Annotated in this window: 16 protein-coding genes; 3 read left to right on the top strand and 13 right to left on the bottom strand. The window is 78.4% G+C overall.

Annotated features, from left to right (window positions below; all coding sequences use genetic code 11):
• Positions 1-21 precede the first annotated feature (21 nt).
• From pucD to ACI78R_RS21345, 3 genes are read right to left on the bottom strand one after another with little or no spacing between them, the layout of a single operon-like run.
• Positions 22-2391 carry a xanthine dehydrogenase subunit D gene (gene pucD / locus ACI78R_RS21355; protein ID WP_457042196.1) on the bottom strand — a complete coding sequence of 790 codons (2370 nt, stop codon included), beginning with the start codon at positions 2389-2391 and terminating at the stop codon, positions 22-24.
• Positions 2388-2876 carry a (2Fe-2S)-binding protein gene (locus tag ACI78R_RS21350; protein ID WP_457042195.1) on the bottom strand — a complete coding sequence of 163 codons (489 nt, stop codon included), beginning with the start codon at positions 2874-2876 and terminating at the stop codon, positions 2388-2390. The genes pucD and ACI78R_RS21350 overlap by 4 nt, the downstream gene beginning before the upstream one ends.
• A complete protein-coding gene (locus ACI78R_RS21345; protein WP_457042194.1) occupies positions 2867-3742 on the bottom strand; it encodes an FAD binding domain-containing protein in 876 nt (291 codons plus the stop codon). The genes ACI78R_RS21350 and ACI78R_RS21345 overlap by 10 nt, the downstream gene beginning before the upstream one ends.
• 132 nt (positions 3743-3874) lie before the next feature.
• Between ACI78R_RS21345 and ACI78R_RS21340 the strand changes: the two genes are divergently transcribed.
• A complete protein-coding gene (locus tag ACI78R_RS21340) occupies positions 3875-5248 on the top strand; it encodes an 8-oxoguanine deaminase (RefSeq protein WP_457042193.1) in 1374 nt (457 codons plus the stop codon).
• 58 nt (positions 5249-5306) lie between these two features.
• Here the strand turns inward: ACI78R_RS21340 and egtE are convergent, their stop codons facing one another.
• The 9 genes from egtE to egtA all read right to left on the bottom strand — a co-directional run bounded on the left by egtE (position 5307) and on the right by egtA (position 13801).
• Positions 5307-6437: an ergothioneine biosynthesis PLP-dependent enzyme EgtE gene (egtE, locus tag ACI78R_RS21335; protein ID WP_457042192.1), complete on the bottom strand. Its 1131-nt coding sequence runs from the start codon at positions 6435-6437 to the stop codon at positions 5307-5309.
• 16 nt (positions 6438-6453) lie between these two features.
• Positions 6454-7284, bottom strand: coding sequence for an anti-sigma factor (locus ACI78R_RS21330; RefSeq protein WP_457042191.1), 831 nt, complete (start codon positions 7282-7284; stop codon positions 6454-6456).
• On the bottom strand, positions 7265-7864 hold the full coding sequence (locus tag ACI78R_RS21325; RefSeq protein WP_073419397.1) for an RNA polymerase sigma factor: 600 nt from the start codon (positions 7862-7864) through the stop codon (positions 7265-7267). Before ACI78R_RS21325 ends, ACI78R_RS21330 begins: the two co-directional genes overlap by 20 nt.
• A 50-nt stretch (positions 7865-7914) precedes the next feature.
• On the bottom strand, positions 7915-8595 hold the full coding sequence (locus ACI78R_RS21320; protein ID WP_457042190.1) for a class F sortase: 681 nt from the start codon (positions 8593-8595) through the stop codon (positions 7915-7917).
• 5 nt (positions 8596-8600) lie between these two features.
• Positions 8601-9413 carry a DUF4397 domain-containing protein gene (locus tag ACI78R_RS21315; RefSeq protein WP_073417751.1) on the bottom strand — a complete coding sequence of 271 codons (813 nt, stop codon included), beginning with the start codon at positions 9411-9413 and terminating at the stop codon, positions 8601-8603.
• 173 nt (positions 9414-9586) lie between these two features.
• Positions 9587-10558, bottom strand: a complete 972-nt coding sequence (egtD, locus tag ACI78R_RS21310; RefSeq protein ID WP_457042189.1) for an L-histidine N(alpha)-methyltransferase — start codon at positions 10556-10558, stop codon at positions 9587-9589.
• Positions 10555-11265, bottom strand: a complete 711-nt coding sequence (gene egtC, locus ACI78R_RS21305) for an ergothioneine biosynthesis protein EgtC (protein WP_457042188.1) — start codon at positions 11263-11265, stop codon at positions 10555-10557. The genes egtD and egtC overlap by 4 nt, the downstream gene beginning before the upstream one ends.
• Positions 11266-11267: 2 nt before the next feature.
• Entirely contained in the window at positions 11268-12548 is a 1281-nt protein-coding gene (egtB, locus tag ACI78R_RS21300) for an ergothioneine biosynthesis protein EgtB (protein ID WP_457042187.1), read from the bottom strand.
• Positions 12545-13801, bottom strand: a complete 1257-nt coding sequence (gene egtA / locus ACI78R_RS21295; protein WP_457042186.1) for an ergothioneine biosynthesis glutamate--cysteine ligase EgtA — start codon at positions 13799-13801, stop codon at positions 12545-12547. Before egtA ends, egtB begins: the two co-directional genes overlap by 4 nt.
• 178 nt (positions 13802-13979) lie before the next feature.
• On the opposite strand from egtA, the gene ACI78R_RS21290 reads away from it, so the two are divergent.
• Together ACI78R_RS21290 and ACI78R_RS21285 are read left to right on the top strand one after the other, a co-directional pair.
• Positions 13980-14441: a DUF309 domain-containing protein gene (locus tag ACI78R_RS21290; protein WP_457042185.1), complete on the top strand. Its 462-nt coding sequence runs from the start codon at positions 13980-13982 to the stop codon at positions 14439-14441.
• A gap of 35 nt (positions 14442-14476) precedes the next feature.
• Positions 14477-14914: an SRPBCC domain-containing protein gene (locus ACI78R_RS21285; protein ID WP_457042184.1), complete on the top strand. Its 438-nt coding sequence runs from the start codon at positions 14477-14479 to the stop codon at positions 14912-14914.
• A gap of 3 nt (positions 14915-14917) precedes the next feature.
• Here ACI78R_RS21285 and ACI78R_RS21280 read toward each other — a convergent pair whose 3' ends face one another.
• Positions 14918-18136: a BTAD domain-containing putative transcriptional regulator gene (locus ACI78R_RS21280; protein WP_457042183.1), complete on the bottom strand. Its 3219-nt coding sequence runs from the start codon at positions 18134-18136 to the stop codon at positions 14918-14920.
• Positions 18137-18161: the final 25 nt, after the last annotated feature.

Genomic DNA, 18161 nt, shown 5'->3' with positions numbered 1-18161 from the left:
CCCTCCGGGCTGAGCGCACGCTCACGTCCCGGTGAGGTGCTCCGGGCGGACCGGCACGCGGGTCAGCGGCAGGCCGGTGGCCTGGCGGATCGCGGCGAGCACCGCCGGGCCGGAGGAGATGTTGGGCGCCTCGCCGACGCCGCGCAGCCCGTACGGGGCGTGCGGGTCGGCGTACTCCAGGACCTCGATGCGCATCGGCGGCATGTCGAGCACCGTGGGGATCAGGTAGTCGGTGAACGACGGGTTCTGCACCCGGCCGTCGCGCACCAGGATCTCCTCCATCACCGCGAGGCCGAGACCCTGTGCGGTGCCGCCCTGGATCTGCCCGATCACCGCCTGCGGGTTGATCGCCTTGCCCACGTCCTGGGTGCAGGCCATCTCCACGACCTTGACCAGGCCGAGCTCGGTGTCGACGTCGACCACGGCGCGGTGCGCGGAGAACGCGTACTGCACGTGCGCGAAGCCCTGGCCGGTCTCCGGGTCGATCGGCTCGGTGCGCCGGTGCCGCCACTCCAGCGTCTCCTCGACGACGTCGTCGCCGAGCACCTCGGCCAGCGTCAGCGCGACGCCCTCGCCGTCGGAGACGACCTTGCCGCCGTCCAGCCGCAGGTCGGGCACCGCCCGGCCGACCAGGTCCCGGGCCCGGGCGAGCACCCGCTCCCGCACCGCCTCGCACGCGGCCTTCACCGCGCCGCCGGTGACGTAGGTCTGCCGCGACGCGGAGGTGGAGCCGGCCGAGCCGACGGCGGTGTCCTTCGGGGCGACGACGACCCGCTCGACGCCGAGCTCGGTGCGGGCGATCTGCTGCTCGACGGTGACCAGGCCCTGCCCGACCTCGGCGGCCGCGGTGTGCACGGTGGCCACCGCCTCGCCGCCGACGACCTCCAGCCGCACCCGCGCCGTCGAGTGGTCGTCGAAGCCCTCCGAGAAGGCGACGTTCTTGTAGGCGACGGCGTACCCGACGCCGCGCCGCACGCCCTCGCCGTGGGTGGTGTTGGAGACGCCGCCGGGCATGTCGCGCAGGTCGACGTCGGCGCCGGTGGCGGGCGCCGGGGGCAGCGGCATGGCCTCCAGCCGGCGCAGCAGCTCGACGACCGGCGCCGCGCTGTCGACCACCTGCCCGTTGGGGGTGACCGAGCCCTCCTCCATCGCGTTGCGGCAGCGCAGCTCGACCGGGTCCATGCCGAGCTCGGCGGCGAGGGCGTCCATCTGCGACTCGTAGGCGAACGCGGTCTGCACCGAGCCGAACCCACGCATGGCGCCGCAGGGCGGGTTGTTGGTGTAGGCGCCGTAGCAGTCGACGTGCACGTTCGGCACGACGTAGGGCCCCAGGCCCATGGTCCCGGCGTTGCCCACGACCGCCGGGGTGCTGGAGGCGTAGGCGCCGCCGTCGAGGTAGATCGTGGCCCGGACGTAGACGAGGTCGCCGTCGCGGGTGGCGCCGTGCTCGTAGCGCATGGTGGCCGGGTGCCGGTGCACGTGGCCGAAGAAGGACTCCTCGCGGTTGTAGGACATCTTCACCGGCCGGCCGGTGTGCAGCGCCAGCAGGCAGGCGTGCACGTGCATGGAGAGGTCCTCGCGGCCGCCGAACGCCCCACCGACGCCGGCGAGGGTTAGCCGCACCTTCTCCTCGGGCATGCCCAGCGCCGCGCAGATCTGCCGCTGGTCGACGTGCAGCCACTGGGTGGCCACGTAGAGGTCGACGCCGCCGTCCTCGGCCGGGACCGCGAGCCCGGACTCCGGCCCGAGGAACGCCTGGTCCTGCATGCCGACCTCGTACTCGCCGACCACCACGACGTCGGCCGTGGGCTCGGGGTCGCCCCTGCGGATCTTCAGGTGGCGCACCAGGTTGCCCTGCGGGTGCAGGTGGGCGCTCTCCCGGGACAGCTCGGTGACCTCCGCGGGGGTGTCGTGCACCTGGTTCCAGTTCGGGTGGCCGAGCGCGGTGCGGGCGTCGGTGACCGGCTCCCACACCTCGTAGTCGACGACGACGCGCGCGGCGGCCCGCCGGGCGGTGTCGGGGTGGTCGGCGGCCACCAGCGCCACCGGCTCGCCCTGGTAGCGGACGACGTCGAGCGCGAGCACCGGCTGGTCGGCGAGCTCGAGGCCGTAGACCTTCTCGCCGGGGACGTCGGCGGAGGTCAGGACGGCGTGCACCCCGGGGACGGCGAGAGCGGGGCCGACGTCGATCGAGCGGATGCGGGCGTAGGGGTGCGGGCTGCGCAGCGTGACGCCCCACAGCATGTCGTCCATCCACAGGTCGCTGCCGTAGGCGAACTCGCCGCGGACCTTGAGCACGCCGTCGGGGCGCTGCGCGTCGGCACCGATGCCGCCGCCGGCGCCGGTCAGGTGCGCCGGGGCGCCGCTCGGGGCGCGGGTGGGGGTGCTCATCGCGCGTCACCTGCCATGCGGTCGGCGGCCAGCCGGACGGCGTCGAGGATCTTCTCGTAGCCGGTGCAGCGGCAGAGGTTGCCGGCCAGCGCCTCGCGGATCTCGGCGTCGGCGGGCCTGCGGCCCTCGGCGCGGGTGCGGGCGACCAGGTCGTCGGTGGCCACCAGCAGGCCGGGCGTGCAGAAGCCGCACTGGACGGCGCCGGCCTCGAGGAACGCCTCCTGGACCGGGTGCAGCTCGCCGGCGGGCGCGAGGCCCTCGACGGTGCCGACCTCGCGGCCCTGCGCCTGGCCGGCGGCGACCAGGCAGGCGCAGACCGGGACGTCGTCGAGGTAGACGGTGCACGAGCCGCACTCGCCCTGCTCGCAGGCGTTCTTCGACCCGGGCAGGCCCATCCGCTCGCGCAGGACGTAGAGCAGGCTCTCGCCCTCCCACACGTCGTCGACCTCGCGGGGCGTGCCGTTGACCGAGCAGCTCAGGCGCACGTCGGGTCTCCCTTGCGGTAGTCGGCCCAGGCCCAGGTGAGGGTGCGGCGGGCCATCACGGACAGGGCGTGCACGCGGTAGGCGGCGGTGCCCCGGACGTCGTCGATGGGGGCGGCGGCCGCGGCGACCAGCTCGCCGAAGCGACCGGCGGTGGCGGCCGGCAGCTCGCCGCGGGACTCCCACAGCCCGTCGAGCTCGCCGGCGAGGAACTCCTCGGCCTCCGGCGCGCGGCGCGGGGTGGGGGCGGCCGACCCGATGCCGGTGCCGACGGCGCGGCGGTCGGGGTGCAGGGCCAGGCCGAAGGCGGCGACGGCGATGACCATCGCGTTGCGGGTGCCGATCTTGCTGTACTGCTGCGGCCCGGCCGGCGGGCGGATGCGGACGGCGGCGATCAGCTCGTCGTCGGCCAGGGCGGAGCGCTTGACGCCCCGGTAGAACTCGCTCACCGGGATCCGGCGTGTGCCGCGGACCGACGCGACCTCGACCTCGGCGTCCGCGGCCAGCAGCGCGGGGTGCGCGTCGCCGGCGGGCGAGGCGGTGGCCAGGTTGCCGCCGACGGTGCCGCGGTTGCGGATCTGCGGCGAGCCGATCGTGCGCGCCGCCATCGCCAGTCCGGGCAGCCGGCCGCCGAGCTCGGTGATCACCCGGGCGTACGGGACGCCGGCGCCCAGCCGCACCGCGCCGTCGTCGAGGCCCCACTCCTGCAGCTCGGGGACGCGGGTGAGGTCGATCAGCGTCGTCGGGCGCAGGCGGCCGAAGTTGACCGCCACCATGACGTCGGTGCCCCCGGCGATCGGGACGGCGTCGCGGGCGGCGGCCTTCGCCTCCAGCGCCTCCGCCCAGGTCGCGGGCTGCAGGAAGTCCATCGTCGCTCCCGGTGGCTCAGGGCCCCCGGGTTCCCGGGGGACGGCCACGGTAGCCCCGGTGCGTTCCGATCGGGTTGCACGCCGTCACGTGGCGACTCGCCGCGTTCACACGGGCTGGGCAGGATGCGGCGCGTGGAGACGACCGCCGACCTGCTGGTGCACGGTGCCGACCTGCTCGCCACCGTCGACGACGGCCGGCGCGAGATCCCCGGCGGCTGGGTCGCCGTCACCGGCGGGGTGGTGAGCGGCGTCGGCGGGCCCGGCGACCCGCAGCCGGACGCCATCCGCACCGTGGACGCGCGCGGCTGCCTGGTCACGCCCGGGCTGGTCAACACCCACCACCACCTGTACCAGAACCTCACCCGCTCGTTCGCCCCCGCGCTGACCGGCGGGCTCTTCGAGTGGCTGGTCACCCTGTACCCGCTGTGGGCGCGGCTGGACGAGGAGGCCGCGTACGTCTCGGCCTACGTCGGGCTGACCGAGCTCGCGCTGGCCGGGTGCACCACCTCCACCGACCACCTCTACGTGCACCCGCGCGGCGCCGGCGACCTGATCGGCGCCGAGGTGCGCGCCGCGCAGGACCTCGGGATGCGCTCGCACTTCACCCGCGGCTCGATGTCGCTGTCGGTGAAGGACGGCGGGCTGCCGCCGGACTCCGTCGTCCAGGACGACGACGAGGTCCTCGCCGAGTCGCAGCGCCTGGTGGAGGCCCACCACGACCGCTCGCCGCACGCGCTGACCCGGCTGGCGCTGGCGCCCTGCTCGCCGTTCAGCGTCTCCACGGAGCTCATGACCCGGACGGCGGAGCTGGCCGAGCGGCTCGACGTCCGGCTGCACACCCACCTCGCCGAGACGCAGGACGAGGACGCGTTCTGCCTCGAGCGCTTCGGCCGCCGCCCCGTGGACTACCTCGCCGACGTCGGCTGGATGACCGACCGCACCTGGCTCGCGCACGTGGTGTGGCCCTCGGCCGACGAGGTGACCCGGCTCGGGGCCGCGCGGGTCGGGGCGGCGCACTGCCCGTCGTCGAACATGGTGCTGGGCAGCGGGCTGTCGCCGGTGGCAGAGCTGCGGGCGGCCGGGGCGCCGGTGGGGCTGGGCGTCGACGGGTCGGCGTCGGCGGACGCGGCGTCGCTGTGGCTGGAGGCCCGCACCGCGATGCTGCAGGGCAAGCTCCGGCACGGCGCCGGCGCCTTCTCCGCCCGCGACGCCCTGGAGATCGCCACCCGAGGCGGCGCGGCGTGCCTGGGGCGCACCGGCGAGATCGGGCAGCTGTCGGTGGGCGCGTGCGGCGACCTCGCCGTCTGGCCGCTCACCGGGCCGGCGTTCGCGGGCGCCCTGTCGGACCCGGTGGAGGCGTGGCTGCGCTGCGGGCCCGTGGCCGCTCGGCACACCGTCGTCGGCGGGCGGTTCGTGGTGGAGGACGGCGTGCCGGTGCACCCGGGCCTCGACGGGCAGCTCGCCGTCCACCGCCGGGTGAGCGAGCGCATGCAGGCCGCCGTCTGAGGGGCCAATAGCGCTACAAAGGCCCCTCGGCGGGGAGCCATTGGCGCTACAAAGGCCCTCAGAGGGCGGCGGCGAGGGCCTCGAGGTCGTCGAGGGTGGCGTCCACGTGCGGCGACACCCGCAGCACCGGCCCGGTCATCTCGCCCGGCGCCCGCTCCGGGCCGGCCGCGGTGGTGACGACGCCGTGCTCGGCGAGCAGCCGCGCCCGGGTGGCCGCGACGTCGACGCCGTCCGGCGGGCGCAGCGTGGTCGTCGCGGTGGGCTCGCCCGCCGGCTCCACCACCGACCAGCCCGCCGCGCCGTCGAGCACCGTGCGCGCCGCCCGGCCCAGCGCCGCCAGCCGCTCGCGCACCCGGTCGGGGCCGGAGGCCAGGTGCTCCCCGACCGCGAGCACCAGCCCGACCCGCCCGGCCACGTGCGCCTCACCGCTCTCCAGCGCGCGCAACGGCGGCACGTCCCCGGGCGCCGGGACCGCCGGGGTGAGTTCCGCGGCCACCGCCGGGCGCACGCACAGCACCCCGACGCCGCGCGGCCCGGCCAGCCACTTGCGGGAGGTCGAGTAGACGACGTCGGCGCCGAGGTCGACGTCGACGTGGCCGAGCGACTGCGCGGCGTCGAGCACCAGCGGCACCCCGTGCGCCCGGCACAGCGCCGCCACCTCGCGGGCCGGCTGGACGACGCCGCGGTGGCTGCCTACGTGCGTGAGGTGCACGAAGCGCGGCGGGTCGGCGGCCAGCAGCCGCTCCAGCGCGGCGACGTCGACCCGTCCGTCGCCGTCGGACGCCACCGGGACCACCTCCAAGCCGGCCGCCCGCAGCAGCGCCAGGTTCGGCCCGTACTCGCCGGTCGGCGCCGCGACCCGCGCCCCGGCCGGCAGCCGCCAGGCGGCCAGCAGCGCCCCGAGCGCCGCCTGCGCCGACTCGACGAAGACCACGTCGGCCGCCGCCATGCCGGCCAGCCCGCCGATCACGCTGCGGCCCTGCTGCAGCAGGTGCTCGGCCGCCGCCTGCGCCACGTAGCCGCCGAGCTCGGCCTCGTGCCGGGCGTGCTGCGCGACCGCGCCGAGCACCCGCTCGCTCTGCCGGCTGCACGCGGCGGAGTCCAGGTGCCGGCCGGCCGCGCGGGGGCGGCCGGCGCGCCAGGCGTCGGCGAGGTCGTCGTGCGGCAGCAGCAGGTCGAGCGCGGTCACCCCGCGACGCTAGCGCTCAGGACTCCAGCAGCCCCCGGGCCACCGACTCGCCGGAGTGCGCGGGGTCGCCGTCGAGGGGCTCCACGGAGACGTCGACGACCGGGTACTCGCCGATGTCGATGCCCGGCGGCAGCTCGAACTCCTCCGTGCCGGCGCGGACCACCCCGAGCGGGACCAGCCCGGACACCGACTCGGTGAGCAGCCAGGCCTCGTAGTAGCCCTCGGCCGGCGCGTCGGCGGCGAGTTCCACCCGCAGCACCCGCGTGCCGTCCTCGCGCTCGACGACCGAGGCGGTGCCGGTGGCGTCGCTGCCGGCCAGCGGGTCGAGCTGCGCCGCCGCGACCGCGACGCCCTCGTCCTCCCGGCCGGACAGCGCCACCGCGCCGGCCCCGACACCGAGGCCCACCACGAGCGCCGCGGCGGCGGCGAGCAGCAGCCGGGAGCGGCGGGGGCGCAGCGGCACCACCGGGGCGACCGGCGGCTCGGGCGGGAGCGGCCGGGCGGCGGCCGGCCGCGGGGGGACCGGTTCCGCGGGCAGGGGTGCGAGCGGAACGGGCGGCGCGTCGGGCACGGGGCCGGCCGGCGGGGCCGACGCCGCCACCACCTGCGGGCGCGGGGCGCTGGAGACGCCGGTGGCCGCGGCGATGCCGGCCCACAGCGCGGGCGGGGGAGCGACCGGCGCCGTCGGCTCGGCCAGCTCGGGGACGGTGAGCACGTCGACGGCGCGGCGCAGCCGGCCCACCTCGTCGGTGCAGGAGGCGCAGCCGGCGAGGTGCTCGGCGGCGTCGGGGCCCAGCGGCTCGCGCAGCGCCGCCAGGCCGAGGTCCTCAGGCGTGCAGTGCGGCACCGTCCACCTCCAACCGGTCGCGCAGGCGCTCCAGGGTGCGCCGGATGTGGCTCTTGACCGTCCCCAGCGGCAGGCCGGTGCGCTCGGAGATCTGCGCGTGGGTGAGGTCGGCGAAGAACGCCAGCTCGATGATGCCGCGCTGGGGCTGCCCCAGGCGGTCCAGCTCGCCGAGCAGCAGCACGCGGTCGGCGACGGCGGCGTCGACCGGCTGCGGGCCGCCGGTCGGGCGGGCCTGGGCCTCGATGATCGCGGCCTCGGCGGCGCGGCGCTGGCGGTCCCGCTTGGCCCAGGTGTCGGCGATCTTGTGGCGGCAGACGCCGGTGAGCCACGCGGGCAGCGGGCCCTGGTCGGGGCGGTAGCCGGCGCGGCCGGTCCAGGCGGAGACGAAGGTCTGCTGGGTGACGTCCTCGGCGTCGGGGCCGGGGCCGAAGGCGCGCACCGCCATGCCGTGCACGCGGGCGGCCCAGCGCTCGTAGGCCCAGGCCAGCGCCTGCTCGTCGCCCGCGGCGAAGCGGCGCCCGACCTCGTCGTCGTCGGGCTCCGCCGCGCCCGGGGGCACCGGCTCGGCCTGGGTGGTCACGTCACCGACCCTAGGCGACCACCGGCCCGTGCGGGGCTCGAGCAGGCCGGTCACGGCGCCGGCTCCGCCACGACGACGAGGTTGTCGCGGTAACCGCCGAGGTCGGGGAGGAATGGTCCGCCGCAGGTGACGAGGGTCAGCCGGGGCGGTCCGTCGCGGCGGAACAGGTCGTCGACCGGCAGGGCGCCCTTGTCGAGCAGCTCCCGGCCGAGGACCCGCCAGCGGGTGACGGCGCCGGCGGCGTCGGTGACCAGCACCTCGTCGCCGGGCTCGGCCGCGCGCAGCGCCGCCATCGCGCCGAGGCCCTGCTCGACGTCGTCGACGTGCCCGGCGACCACCGCCGAGCCGGCCGCGCCGGGCGCCGGGCCGAAGCGGTACCAGCCTGCACGGTCGACGTCGTCGGGGATGGCCATCTGCCCGTCGTCCGCGGTGCCCACGGCGTCGACGGGGACGTCGAGGCCGCGGGCGGGCAGCTCGACCCGCACCGGCGGGACCACCTGGGCGGCGGGGGACGGCGCGGCGTCGCGGGTGGTCACCTGCGGGACGGCCGGCGACGGCGGGGGTGCCGTCGTCGGGGTCGGGGTCGGTGTCGGTGTCGGTGTCGGGGTGGCCGCAAGGGCCTGCTCGACGGGCGCGCCCGCCGCCGCCGGGGGCCGGGTCAGCTCCCACGCGGTGGGCACGCCCACGGCGAGGGCCAGGCCCAGGGCCACGCCGGCGGCAGCGGGTCGCACGGCCGTCAGGCCCGCGTGGTGGCGAGCCGGCGGGCGGCGAGGCCTGCGCCGACCAGGCCCAGGGCGGACAGGCCGAGCAGCGGCATGGGCAGGCCCTCGTCGTCGGCCAGGCCGGCGCTGCCGCCGGGGACGCCGGACGGCGAGGAGTGGCCGCCGCCGATCGTCTGGACGGCGAGCTCGTAGCCGGCCTCCTCGGAGCCCCACGCGTAGACGATCGTGGTGGCGCCCTCGGCGACCTCGAGGTCGGCCGGGCCGATGGCGACCGTGCCGGTGCCGGCCAGGACGACGTCGGCGCTCACGGTGCCCGCCGGGACCTCCAGCGACGCCTCGTTCGGGTTGGCGAGGTTCGGCACGACCACCTGGCCGCCGGCGCGGACGTCGACGGCGGGGGCGGCGGCGGTGTGCCGGACGGTGACCCGGCCCTGGCCCGCGGCCACCTCGGAGACGTCGTTGACGAACGGGGTGAGCGCCGGCTGGCCCTCGGCGGTCAGGTGGGCGACCACGGTGGCGTTCGCGCCGGACGGGACGGCGACGTCGTTCGCCGACAGCAGCGGGGTGCCCGAGCCGTCGGCGGCGTCGGCGGGGAAGAGCGCCAGGTCGTAGGAGCCGGCCGGCAGCGACAGCGGGTCGGTCAGGGTGCCGGGCTGGAAGTCGTCGATGAGCCGCTCGCCGTTGGCATAGACGTCCACCGGGGTGTCCGGGACGGCGTGCAGGACCGAGACGGTGGCGTCGGCCGCCGAGGCGGGGGCGACGCCGAGCGCCAGCAGTGCGCCGGTACCGGCGACGGTGGCGATGCCGAGGGTGCGGGTGCGGGTCACGGGGACCTCCGGGGTCGGGGTGTGCTGACACCCCCTCTTCCGGCGTCCTCCCAGGTCCGGATGCAGTCCCCGGCGAGGTCGTGCTCTGCACGCGGACGTGTGCAGAGCACGAGGTGCGCTTCGTGCTCTGCACACCGGGGTGTGCAGAGCACGACCCGGCTCAGGACACCGGCTCAGGACACCGGTGCGGGGACCGAGAGGGAGACGCCGAAGTCGCCGGCCGGGTCGGTCCACCAGTGCGTCATCGCCAGGCCCGCCGCGGCGAGCTCGGCCTCGACGCCCTCGCGGCGGAACTTCGCCGACACCTCCGTGCGCAGGTCCTCGCCGGCGGCGAACGGCACCTCCAGCCCGAGCGCCGGCACCGCCACCACCTGGTCGGTGCGCGAGCGCAGCCGCATCTCGATCCACTCGGCGTCGGGGTCCCACAGCGCCACGTGCTCGAAGGCGTCCGGGTCGACGTCGGCGCCGAGCTCGCGGCGCAGCACCGCGAGCACGTTGCGGTTGAACGCCGCGGTCACCCCGGCGGCGTCGTCGTAGGCGCGCACCAGCCGCGCCGGGTCCTTGACCAGGTCGGTGCCGAGGAGGAAGGAGTCGCCGGGCCGCAGCGTGGCGGCCAGGTCACGGAGGAAGGCCGCCCGCGGGCCCGGCTCGAGGTTGCCGATCGTGGAGCCGAGGAAGGCCACCAGCCGCCGGCCGGTGCGGGGCAGCCGGTGCAGGTCGCAGGTGAGGTCGGCGACCAGCGGCTCGACGACGACGCCCGGGTACTCCTCGCGGATCGCCGTGCCGGCCGCCGCCAGCACGGTCGGGTCGACGTCGACCGGCACGAACCGGCGCAGCGTCCCCGCGCGGGAGAGCGCGGTGAGCAGCAGCCGCGTCTTCTCCGACGTGCCGCTGCCGAGCTCCACCAGCACGTCGGCGCCCGAGGCGGCCGCGACGTCGCCGGCGTGCGCCTCGAGGACGGCCCGCTCGGCGCGGGTCGGGTAGTACTCGGGCAGCCGGGTGATCTCGTCGAACAGCTCGCTGCCGCGGGCGTCGTAGAACCAGCGCGGCGGCAGCGACCTCGGCGTCGCGGTGAGCCCGGCCCGCACGTCGGCGGCCAGCGCGTCGGCGTCGGAGGGGGTCAGGCGGTCCTGCGTGTCGGTCACGGGGCTCCTCTGCTCGGGTGGTCGAGGGGGGTCACGGTGAGGCCGTCGGGCGTCACCGCGACCAGCGATCGGTCGGGGAGGTCGGTCCAGGCCGGGTCGTCGTCCCACGGCTCGCTGGCCAGCGCCGTCCCCTCGTCGGTGACCAGCGCCGACAGCGTGTCGCCCCAGGTGGTGGCCAGCAGCCGGCTGCCGTCGGCGGCGAGCAGGTTGAGCCGGGCGGCGGGGTCGGCGGCCCCCACCTCCCGGACGACGTCGCCGAGCGCCTCGGGCCCGCGGGCGAACACCAGCGCCGCGAGCAGCGCGCTGTCGACGGTGGACTCCGCGTCGCGCACCGGCGGCAGTACCGCCCGGTCGACCCGGCCGTTGTGCGACAGCAGCCACCGCCCGTCGGTGAACGGCGCGACCGCGCTCTCCTCCAGCGGCATGCCGACGGTGGCCGAGCGGACGGCGGCCACCACGCACCCCGACCGGAGCACCGGCGCCACCGAGGCGAACGACGGGTCGCCCCACAGCGGCCGGGCCGATCGCCACCGCGCCGGGCCCTCGCGCCCCTCGGCCCAGAAGCCCACGCCCCAGCCGTCGGCGTTGACGGTGCCGTACCGCTGCCGCCGCGGCGCCCACGACTGCACGAGCAGCGACGACGGCGGGTCGAGCACCAGCGACGCGAGCGACCGCGGCCGGCCGAGCCAGGCGAGGTGGCGGCACACGCCTACGCGTCCCAGGCCAGCCGGAGCCCGCTGAACACCTGCCGGCGCACCGGGTGGTCCCAGTTGCGGAAGCTCGGCCGCAGGATCGAGGGCTCCACCGACCAGGCGCCGCCGCGCAGCACCTTGTAGTCGCCGCCGAAGAAGGGCGCGGAGTAGTCGGCGTAGAGCATCGGGCGGAAGCCGGGCCAGGCGGTGAAGTCCGACGACGTCCACTCCCAGACGTCGCCGATCATCTGCTCGGCCCCGCACGGGGAGGCCGACGCCGGGTAGGCGCCGGCGGGCGCGGGCCGCAGCGCCCCGCCGCCGAGGTTCGCCACCGCCGGCGTCGGGTCGGCGTCGCCCCACGGCCAGCGCCGCCGCCCTCCGGTGGCGGGGTCCCAGACGGCGGCCTTCTCCCACTCCGCCTCCGTGGGCAGCCGGGCGCCGGCCCAGGCGGCGTACGCCTCCGCCTCGAAGAACGTCACGTGCTGCACCGGCTCGTCGGGCGGCAGCTCCTCCAGCACGCCGAAGCGGGTGCGCACCGTGCCGTCGGGGCTCCAGTTCCGCGGCCCGGTGAGCCCGGCCTCCTGCCGGTGCGCCCAGCCGCGCGCCGACCACCAGCGCGGGGTGTCGTAACCGCCGTCGGCGACGAAGGCGGCGTACTCGGCATTGGTCACCGGCACCCGGCCGATGCGGAAGGCGGGCACGTCGACCACGTGCGCCGGCCGCTCGTTGTCCAGCGCGAACGGCTCGTCCGCGGCGTCGACGCCGAGCACGAACGGGCCGCCGGGCACGGCCACCGACGTCCCGGCCACGCCCGGCCGGCCCGGCGGTAGCGGGTCGCCGTCGCCGAGCAGCGGCGGGCCGGTGCGCAGGCCGAGGGTCTGCAGCATGGTCTCCGCGTGCTGGGCCTCGTGGCTGACCACCATGGCGACGTCGAAGGGGTCGTCCTCCGGCCCGAGGTGCTCCAGCCGGTCCAGCACCTGCCCGCGCACCTCGCGCACGTAGGCGCGTGCCTCCACGGGCGGCAGCAGCGGCAGCCGGTCGCGCACCGCCCGGGGGTGGGTGAAGGCGTCGTACAGCGCCTCGACGGCGGGCGGCAGCAGGCCCGGCCGGCGGGCGTCGCCGCCGCGCAGCAGCCACAGGTCCTCCTGCTGGCCGACGTGCGCGAGGTCCCACACCAGCGGGCTCATCAGCGGGCTGTGCTGGCGCAGCAGCTCCGGGTCGTCGTGGTCGGTGAGCAGCAGGGTGCGCCGGCGGGCGGCCTCCAGCTCCCGGGCCAGCCGTTCGGGAGTCGCGGTCACGGCAGGTCCTCCGGGCCGGGGATCGGGAGGGTGGCGGTGAGCAGGGCGGCGACGGGATCGGGGGGCAGCAGGTCGCCGGGGGACCGCCCGGACTCCGCGAGCGCGGCGAGCGCCTCGGCCTCCGGGCGCAGCGCCGCGGGGACGGCGGGCACCGCCGCCGCCAGGCAGGCCACCGCGGCGGCGCGCAGCGCGGGGTCGGCCAGCCCGTCGCGGGCGGCGCGGGTCCAGGCGCCGGCCACGGGCGCGGTGGCGTCGGCCGCGGCGTCGGCGGCCCGCGGGTCGTCGAGCAGCGCGGTGGTGACCGCGGCCAGCGCCGGCCACCACGGCTCGGGGGCGGCGTCGAGGTAGCGGATCTCCAGGTAGCCACGCGGGCGGACCGGCGGGAACAGCGTGGACAGGTGGTAGTCGAGGTCGGCCGCCGTCGGCCGGCGCCCGCCCAGCGGCGCGGCGCCGGTGACCCAGTCGGCGAACGGCACCCGGGCGCGGACCGGCTCCGCCGCGCCGCTCGCCGGGTCGCGCACCAGCATCACCGGGGCGGCGAGGGCGTAGTCGGCCCACTCGCCGGCCGGGTCGGGGCCGCCGAGCAGCGGCCCGCAGCGGCGCTGGTCGATCGCGCCCCACACCCGCTGGCGCGCCGAGCGCCAGCCGGTGGCCCGCCCGGCGGTCAGCGGCGAGCAGGCCGACAGCGCCACCAGCACCGGGCCCACCCGGTGGGCCAGTGACACCCGCGCGCCCCAGCCCTCCCGCGGGCCGGCGTCGAGGTTGACCTGCAGCGACGCGGTCGCCGTCATCATCGCGGCGCCCGCCTCGCCGCAGCCCACGGCGGCGAAGTGCCGTTCCATCGCCCGGTACCGCGGGGCGGGGCTCACCCGGGCGGGCGGCCGTAGCGGGTCGGTGCCGAGCGGAGCGAGCGCCAGCCGGTCCGCGGCCAGTGCCGACGCGAGCACCGCCCGGTCGGCCCGCAGGGCAGCCACGGCCGCGCCGGCGCCGGGCAGCGGCGGGCCGGAGAGCTCCACCTGCCCGCCGGGCTCGAGCGTCACCCGCGAGCCGCCGGGCAGCGGCGGCAGGCCGGCGACCGCGGCCGTGACGCGCTCCCACGGCACCCGGTCGGCGGGCGCGTCCAGGTCGACCAGGTTCGCCTCGAGCTCCAGGCCGACGGTGCCCACGGGCCCCGGCCGCAGCGCGGCGGCGGTGACGGCCGCGACGGCGGCGTCCAGGTCGAGCGCCGTGCACTCCTCCACGACGGGCGCCATGGCGCCCACCCCCCTCCAGGTCCGGACCGGTCGCCGGGGCGACCGCGGGTCGGTGCGGGGGCGGCCTCCAGTGCGCGGCCGTCCTCGGCTCCCATCCAGTCACGCGACGGCCGCGGTGACAACCCCCCGCGGCCGTCGTCGTCGTGCCGTCCCCCCGCGTTCGTCGCACGATCGCCGGGTGGATGTCTCCCGCGACCGTGATCCGGAGGGCCGGGCACGCAACGCCCGCCCCCGCGACGCGCTCGGCCGCCCGCTGCCGCGCGGCGCCGAGGGCATCGAGCGGGCGCCCGAGGGCGTGCCGCGCACCCCGGACGAGGCGGTGGCCGAGGCGCAGGCACTGCTCGACGCCGGCCGCCCGTTCCACGCCCACGAGGTGCTGGAGGACGCGTGGAAGGCCGCGCCCGCCGACGAGCGGCAGCTCTGGCGCGGCCTGGCCCAGCTCGCCGTCGGCCTCACCCACGCCGCCCGCGGGAACGCCCGCGGCGCCGCGACGCTGGTGGAGCGGGGCGCCGCCAACGTCGCCCCCTACGCCGCCGCACCGCCGCACGGCCTCGACGTCGCCGGGCTGCTGGCCTGGGCGCGCGGGCCGCTCGACCCGGACCGGCCGTTCCGCCTGCGTGCCCCTGGCCCGCGCCCCTGAGCCCGGGCAGACTGCGGGCGGCGGGAGGAGGCCCCATGCGCAGCTACGAGGCGGCCACGCGGATCGACGCGGCGCCGGACGAGGTGTGGCGGCACCTGGTCGACGTCGGCAGCTGGCGGGACTGGGACTCCGGCGTCGACCGGGTCGAGGGCCGCGTCGCGCTCGGCGAGCGGCTGACCCTCTACGCCACGATGATCCGCAGCCGCCCGTTCGCGGTCACCGTCACCGAGCTGCGGCCGGGCGAGGCGATGCGCTGGCGCGGCGGCCTGCCGTTCGGGCTGGCGGTCATCGAGCGCACCTACACCCTGGACCGGCAGGACGGCGGCGGCACGGTGCTCACCGTCCGTGAGGACCAGACCGGCCCGCTGGCCTGGGTGACCGAGCGGGCGACACCGGACCTCAACCCCTCGTTCCGCCAGTTCTGCGCGGGGCTCCGGGCGCGCGCCGAGCGGTCGGCCCGGCACCCGGGCTGAGGCTCAGCAGAACTCGGCGAGCAGCGCCCGCGCGCGGGCGGCGAACGGCGCGAAGCCGAACAGGTCGCACAGCTCCAGCGCCCGCTCCAGCTCCGCGGCCGCGCCCGGCTCGCCGAGCAGGCCGAGCACGCCGCCGCGGTAGAGCGCCGTCGGGCCGAGCACCGTCGTCCCGGCCCACAGGACCACCACCGTGTCGCCGTAGGAGCGCAGCGCGGGCAGCACGGTGGCGGCAAGGTCGCGGGCGCGCAGCTCCAGGGCGACGTCGGCCAGCAGGACGGTGCGCACCGGCTCGCGGGCGCCGTGCGCGGGGAAGCCCAGCCACCGCTCGACGGCGGCGCGCGACGCCCCGGTGCGGCCGGCCTGCGCGTGCGCCTGGGCGAGCACCGCCAGCCAGCCGGGGTCGACCGTGGCCGCCAGGTCGACCACCTCGGGCACCAGGTCGGGCATCCGCCGCTCGTGCCAGGCGGCGATGCCCTCGATCGTCTGGCGGGACATGCGGGTGACGTCCGCGGCGGCCGGGGAGGTGGTGGGCGCGTCGGCGACGGCGGCGTCGGCCAGCCGGCGCGCGCCGTCGGCGTCGCCGCGGGCCAGCGCCAGGCCGGCCGACCACCAGGCGTCGAGCTGCAGCAGGTCGCCGTCGCCGCGGCGGGTGGCCAGCTCGGTGAACCGCCGGCTGACCACCGCCGCCTCCTCCGCCTGCGCGGTCTCGGTGAGCGCGCAGCGCAGCAGGTGCAGCGCGGTCGCCTCGGCCGCCGGGTCGCCGGTGGACTCGCGCAGCATCGTCCGGGCCAGCGCCACCCGGCCGGCCGCGTGCGCCGGCGCCCAGTCGGCGACGAACCGGGCCACCCGCGCCCGCGGGCGCGCGGTGGGCGAGTCGCCGGCCGCGGCCAGCGCCCGGTCGGCCAGCTCGCGGCCGCCGGGCTCGCCGGAGGAGGACCGCTGCACCGCCAGTGCGGCGAGCACCGCCGAGGCGAGCGCGGGCGGCAGCTCCCCGGCGCGGGCGGCGGCCTCCTCCAGCAGCGCGACGTCGGTGGCGGCCGGCGCGCCCACCGACGCCCAGTAGCCGCCCACCCCGCCCCCGGCCGAGGCGACGGCGGCGCGGGCCAGCCGGGCGGGGTCGTCGGCGGCGCGGGCGAGGCCCGCGGCGGTGCGCAGCTCGGCGCCGCTGTCCTCCAGCAGGCCCAGCCGGCGCAGCCCCTCGCCGCGGATCAGGTGCAGGTCGGCCCCGAGCGCGGAGGCGCCGGCCGGGACGTGCGCCAGCCCCCGCCCGGCGAGCGCGACCGCCTCGTCGACGCCGGCCCGGTCGAGGGCCTCACCGGCGGCGCGGAGGCAGGCCCGGGCGGCCGGCTCGTCCGGCCCGCCGGCGGCGGCCTCGCTGCGGTGCACGGCGATGGCCCCGGCGGAGGTGGCCGCGGCCGGCCCGTCCTCCAGCGCCGCGGCGAGCCGGCCGTGGACGGCGGCGCGCTCGACCGGGCCGAGGTCGGCCAGCAGGACCTCCCGCACCAGGTCGTGTGCCACCCGCACCCGGCCGGGCGTCGTCTCCAGCAGCAGCCCGGTGCGCAGGGCCGCCGTCACCCCGGCGGGGTCGCCGGGGCCGAGCGCCGCGCCGAGCAGCGCCAGCGACACCTCCCGCCCGGCGACGGCGGCCGTGGCCAGCACGCGCTGCGCGCCGGCCGGGAGCGCGGCCACCCGCAGCCGGACGACGTCGCGCACGCCCGCCGGGACGGCGGGACCGGACGGAGCGGGCAGCGCGGCGAGCTCGGTGACGAAGAACGGGTTGCCGCCGGTGCGCGCGGTGAGCGCGGCGGCGTCCTCGGCGGGGGCGCCGCGCAGCTCCCCGACCAGGTCGGCGACCTCGTCGGCCGCCAGGCCGCCCAGGCGCAGCCGGCGCGCACCGGGCAGGCGGGCCGCGGCGCCGAGCACCCGCGACAGCGCCGCGTCGCCGGTCGCCTCCTCGCGGCAGGTGACGGCGAGCAGCACCCGGCTGTCGTGCAGCTGGGACAGCACCACCTCCAGCACGTGCAGGGAGTCGCGGTCGGCCCACTGCAGGTCGTCGAGGACGACGAGCAGCGGCGCGTCGGCCGCGAGCGCGTGCAGCCGGCGGGCGGTGTCCAGGCCGAGCGCGAAGCGGGCGCCGGTGTCGGAGCCGAGCGCCGCCTCGGGCAGGCCGCCCAGCACCTGCTGCCACGGCCAGTACGGCGGCGCCCCGCCGATCTCCGCGCAGCGCCCCCAGCGGACCGCCGCCCCGGCGCGGGCGGCGAAGGCCTCGACCAGCCGGGTCTTGCCGATGCCGGGCTCGCCGGTGACCACGACGGCGGTGCCGCGCCCGGCGGAGGCCGCCGACCAGGCGGCGCCGAGGGCGGCCAGCTCGGCGGGCCGGCCGACGAAGCCGTCCGTGGCGGGCCCCGGCGGGGCGGGCGCGGGCGGAGGAGGCGCCGTCCCGCGCGCTCGGGCGGGCGCCGGCCTCGCGCCGAGCGCGGGGTCCTGGCGCAGCACGGCGGCCTCGAGGTCGCGCAGCTCGGCGGAGGGGTCGAGTCCCAGCTCGTCGGCGATCCGCTCCCGCACGCGGCGCAGCACGTCCAAGGCGTCGGCCTGCCGCCCCGCGCGGACCAGCGCCCGGGCCAGGAGGCCGGCGGTGCGCTCCCGCAGCGGGGACACCGCCACCGCCTCGGTGAGGCCGGGCACCAGCTCCGCGCCGGCGCCGAGCGCCAGCCGCGCCTCGGCCAGCCGCTCGACGGCGACCCGCCGCAGCTCCTCCAGCCGGGCGACCACCGGGACGACGTCGTCGACGTCGGCCACGTCGGCGTAGGGGCGGTCCTGCCAGCGGGCGAGCGCCTCGGGCAGCAGCCGGGCGGCCTCCCGGTCGTCGCCGGAGGTGCCCGCGGTGACCAGGTCGGCGAAGGCGTGCGCGTCGACGGCGGTGCGCGGGAGGACCAGCGCGTAGCCGTCGCCGCGGGTGACCAGGACCTCCGCGTCGCGGGCGCCGCGGCCCGGGTCGACCAGCCGGCGCAGGCGGCTGACGTGCCCCTGCAGCGTCGTCGTGGCGGTGGCCGGCGGGGCCCCGCGCCACAGCCGGTCGGCGAGCGCGCCCGCCGGGACGATCCGGCCCTCGGCCGCCGCGAGCAGCGCCAGGACCTCGGCGGGCCGGCGCCCGCCGAGGTCCAGCCCGGCGCCGTCCCGGACCAGCCGGGTCGGCCCGAGGACGTCCAGCTGCAGCTCCACGGCGCAGGAGGGTAGGTGCTCGCGG

Source organism: Geodermatophilus sp. SYSU D01106 (genome assembly GCF_054049995.1).
This window is presented reverse-complemented; position numbering and strand designations above follow the sequence as displayed.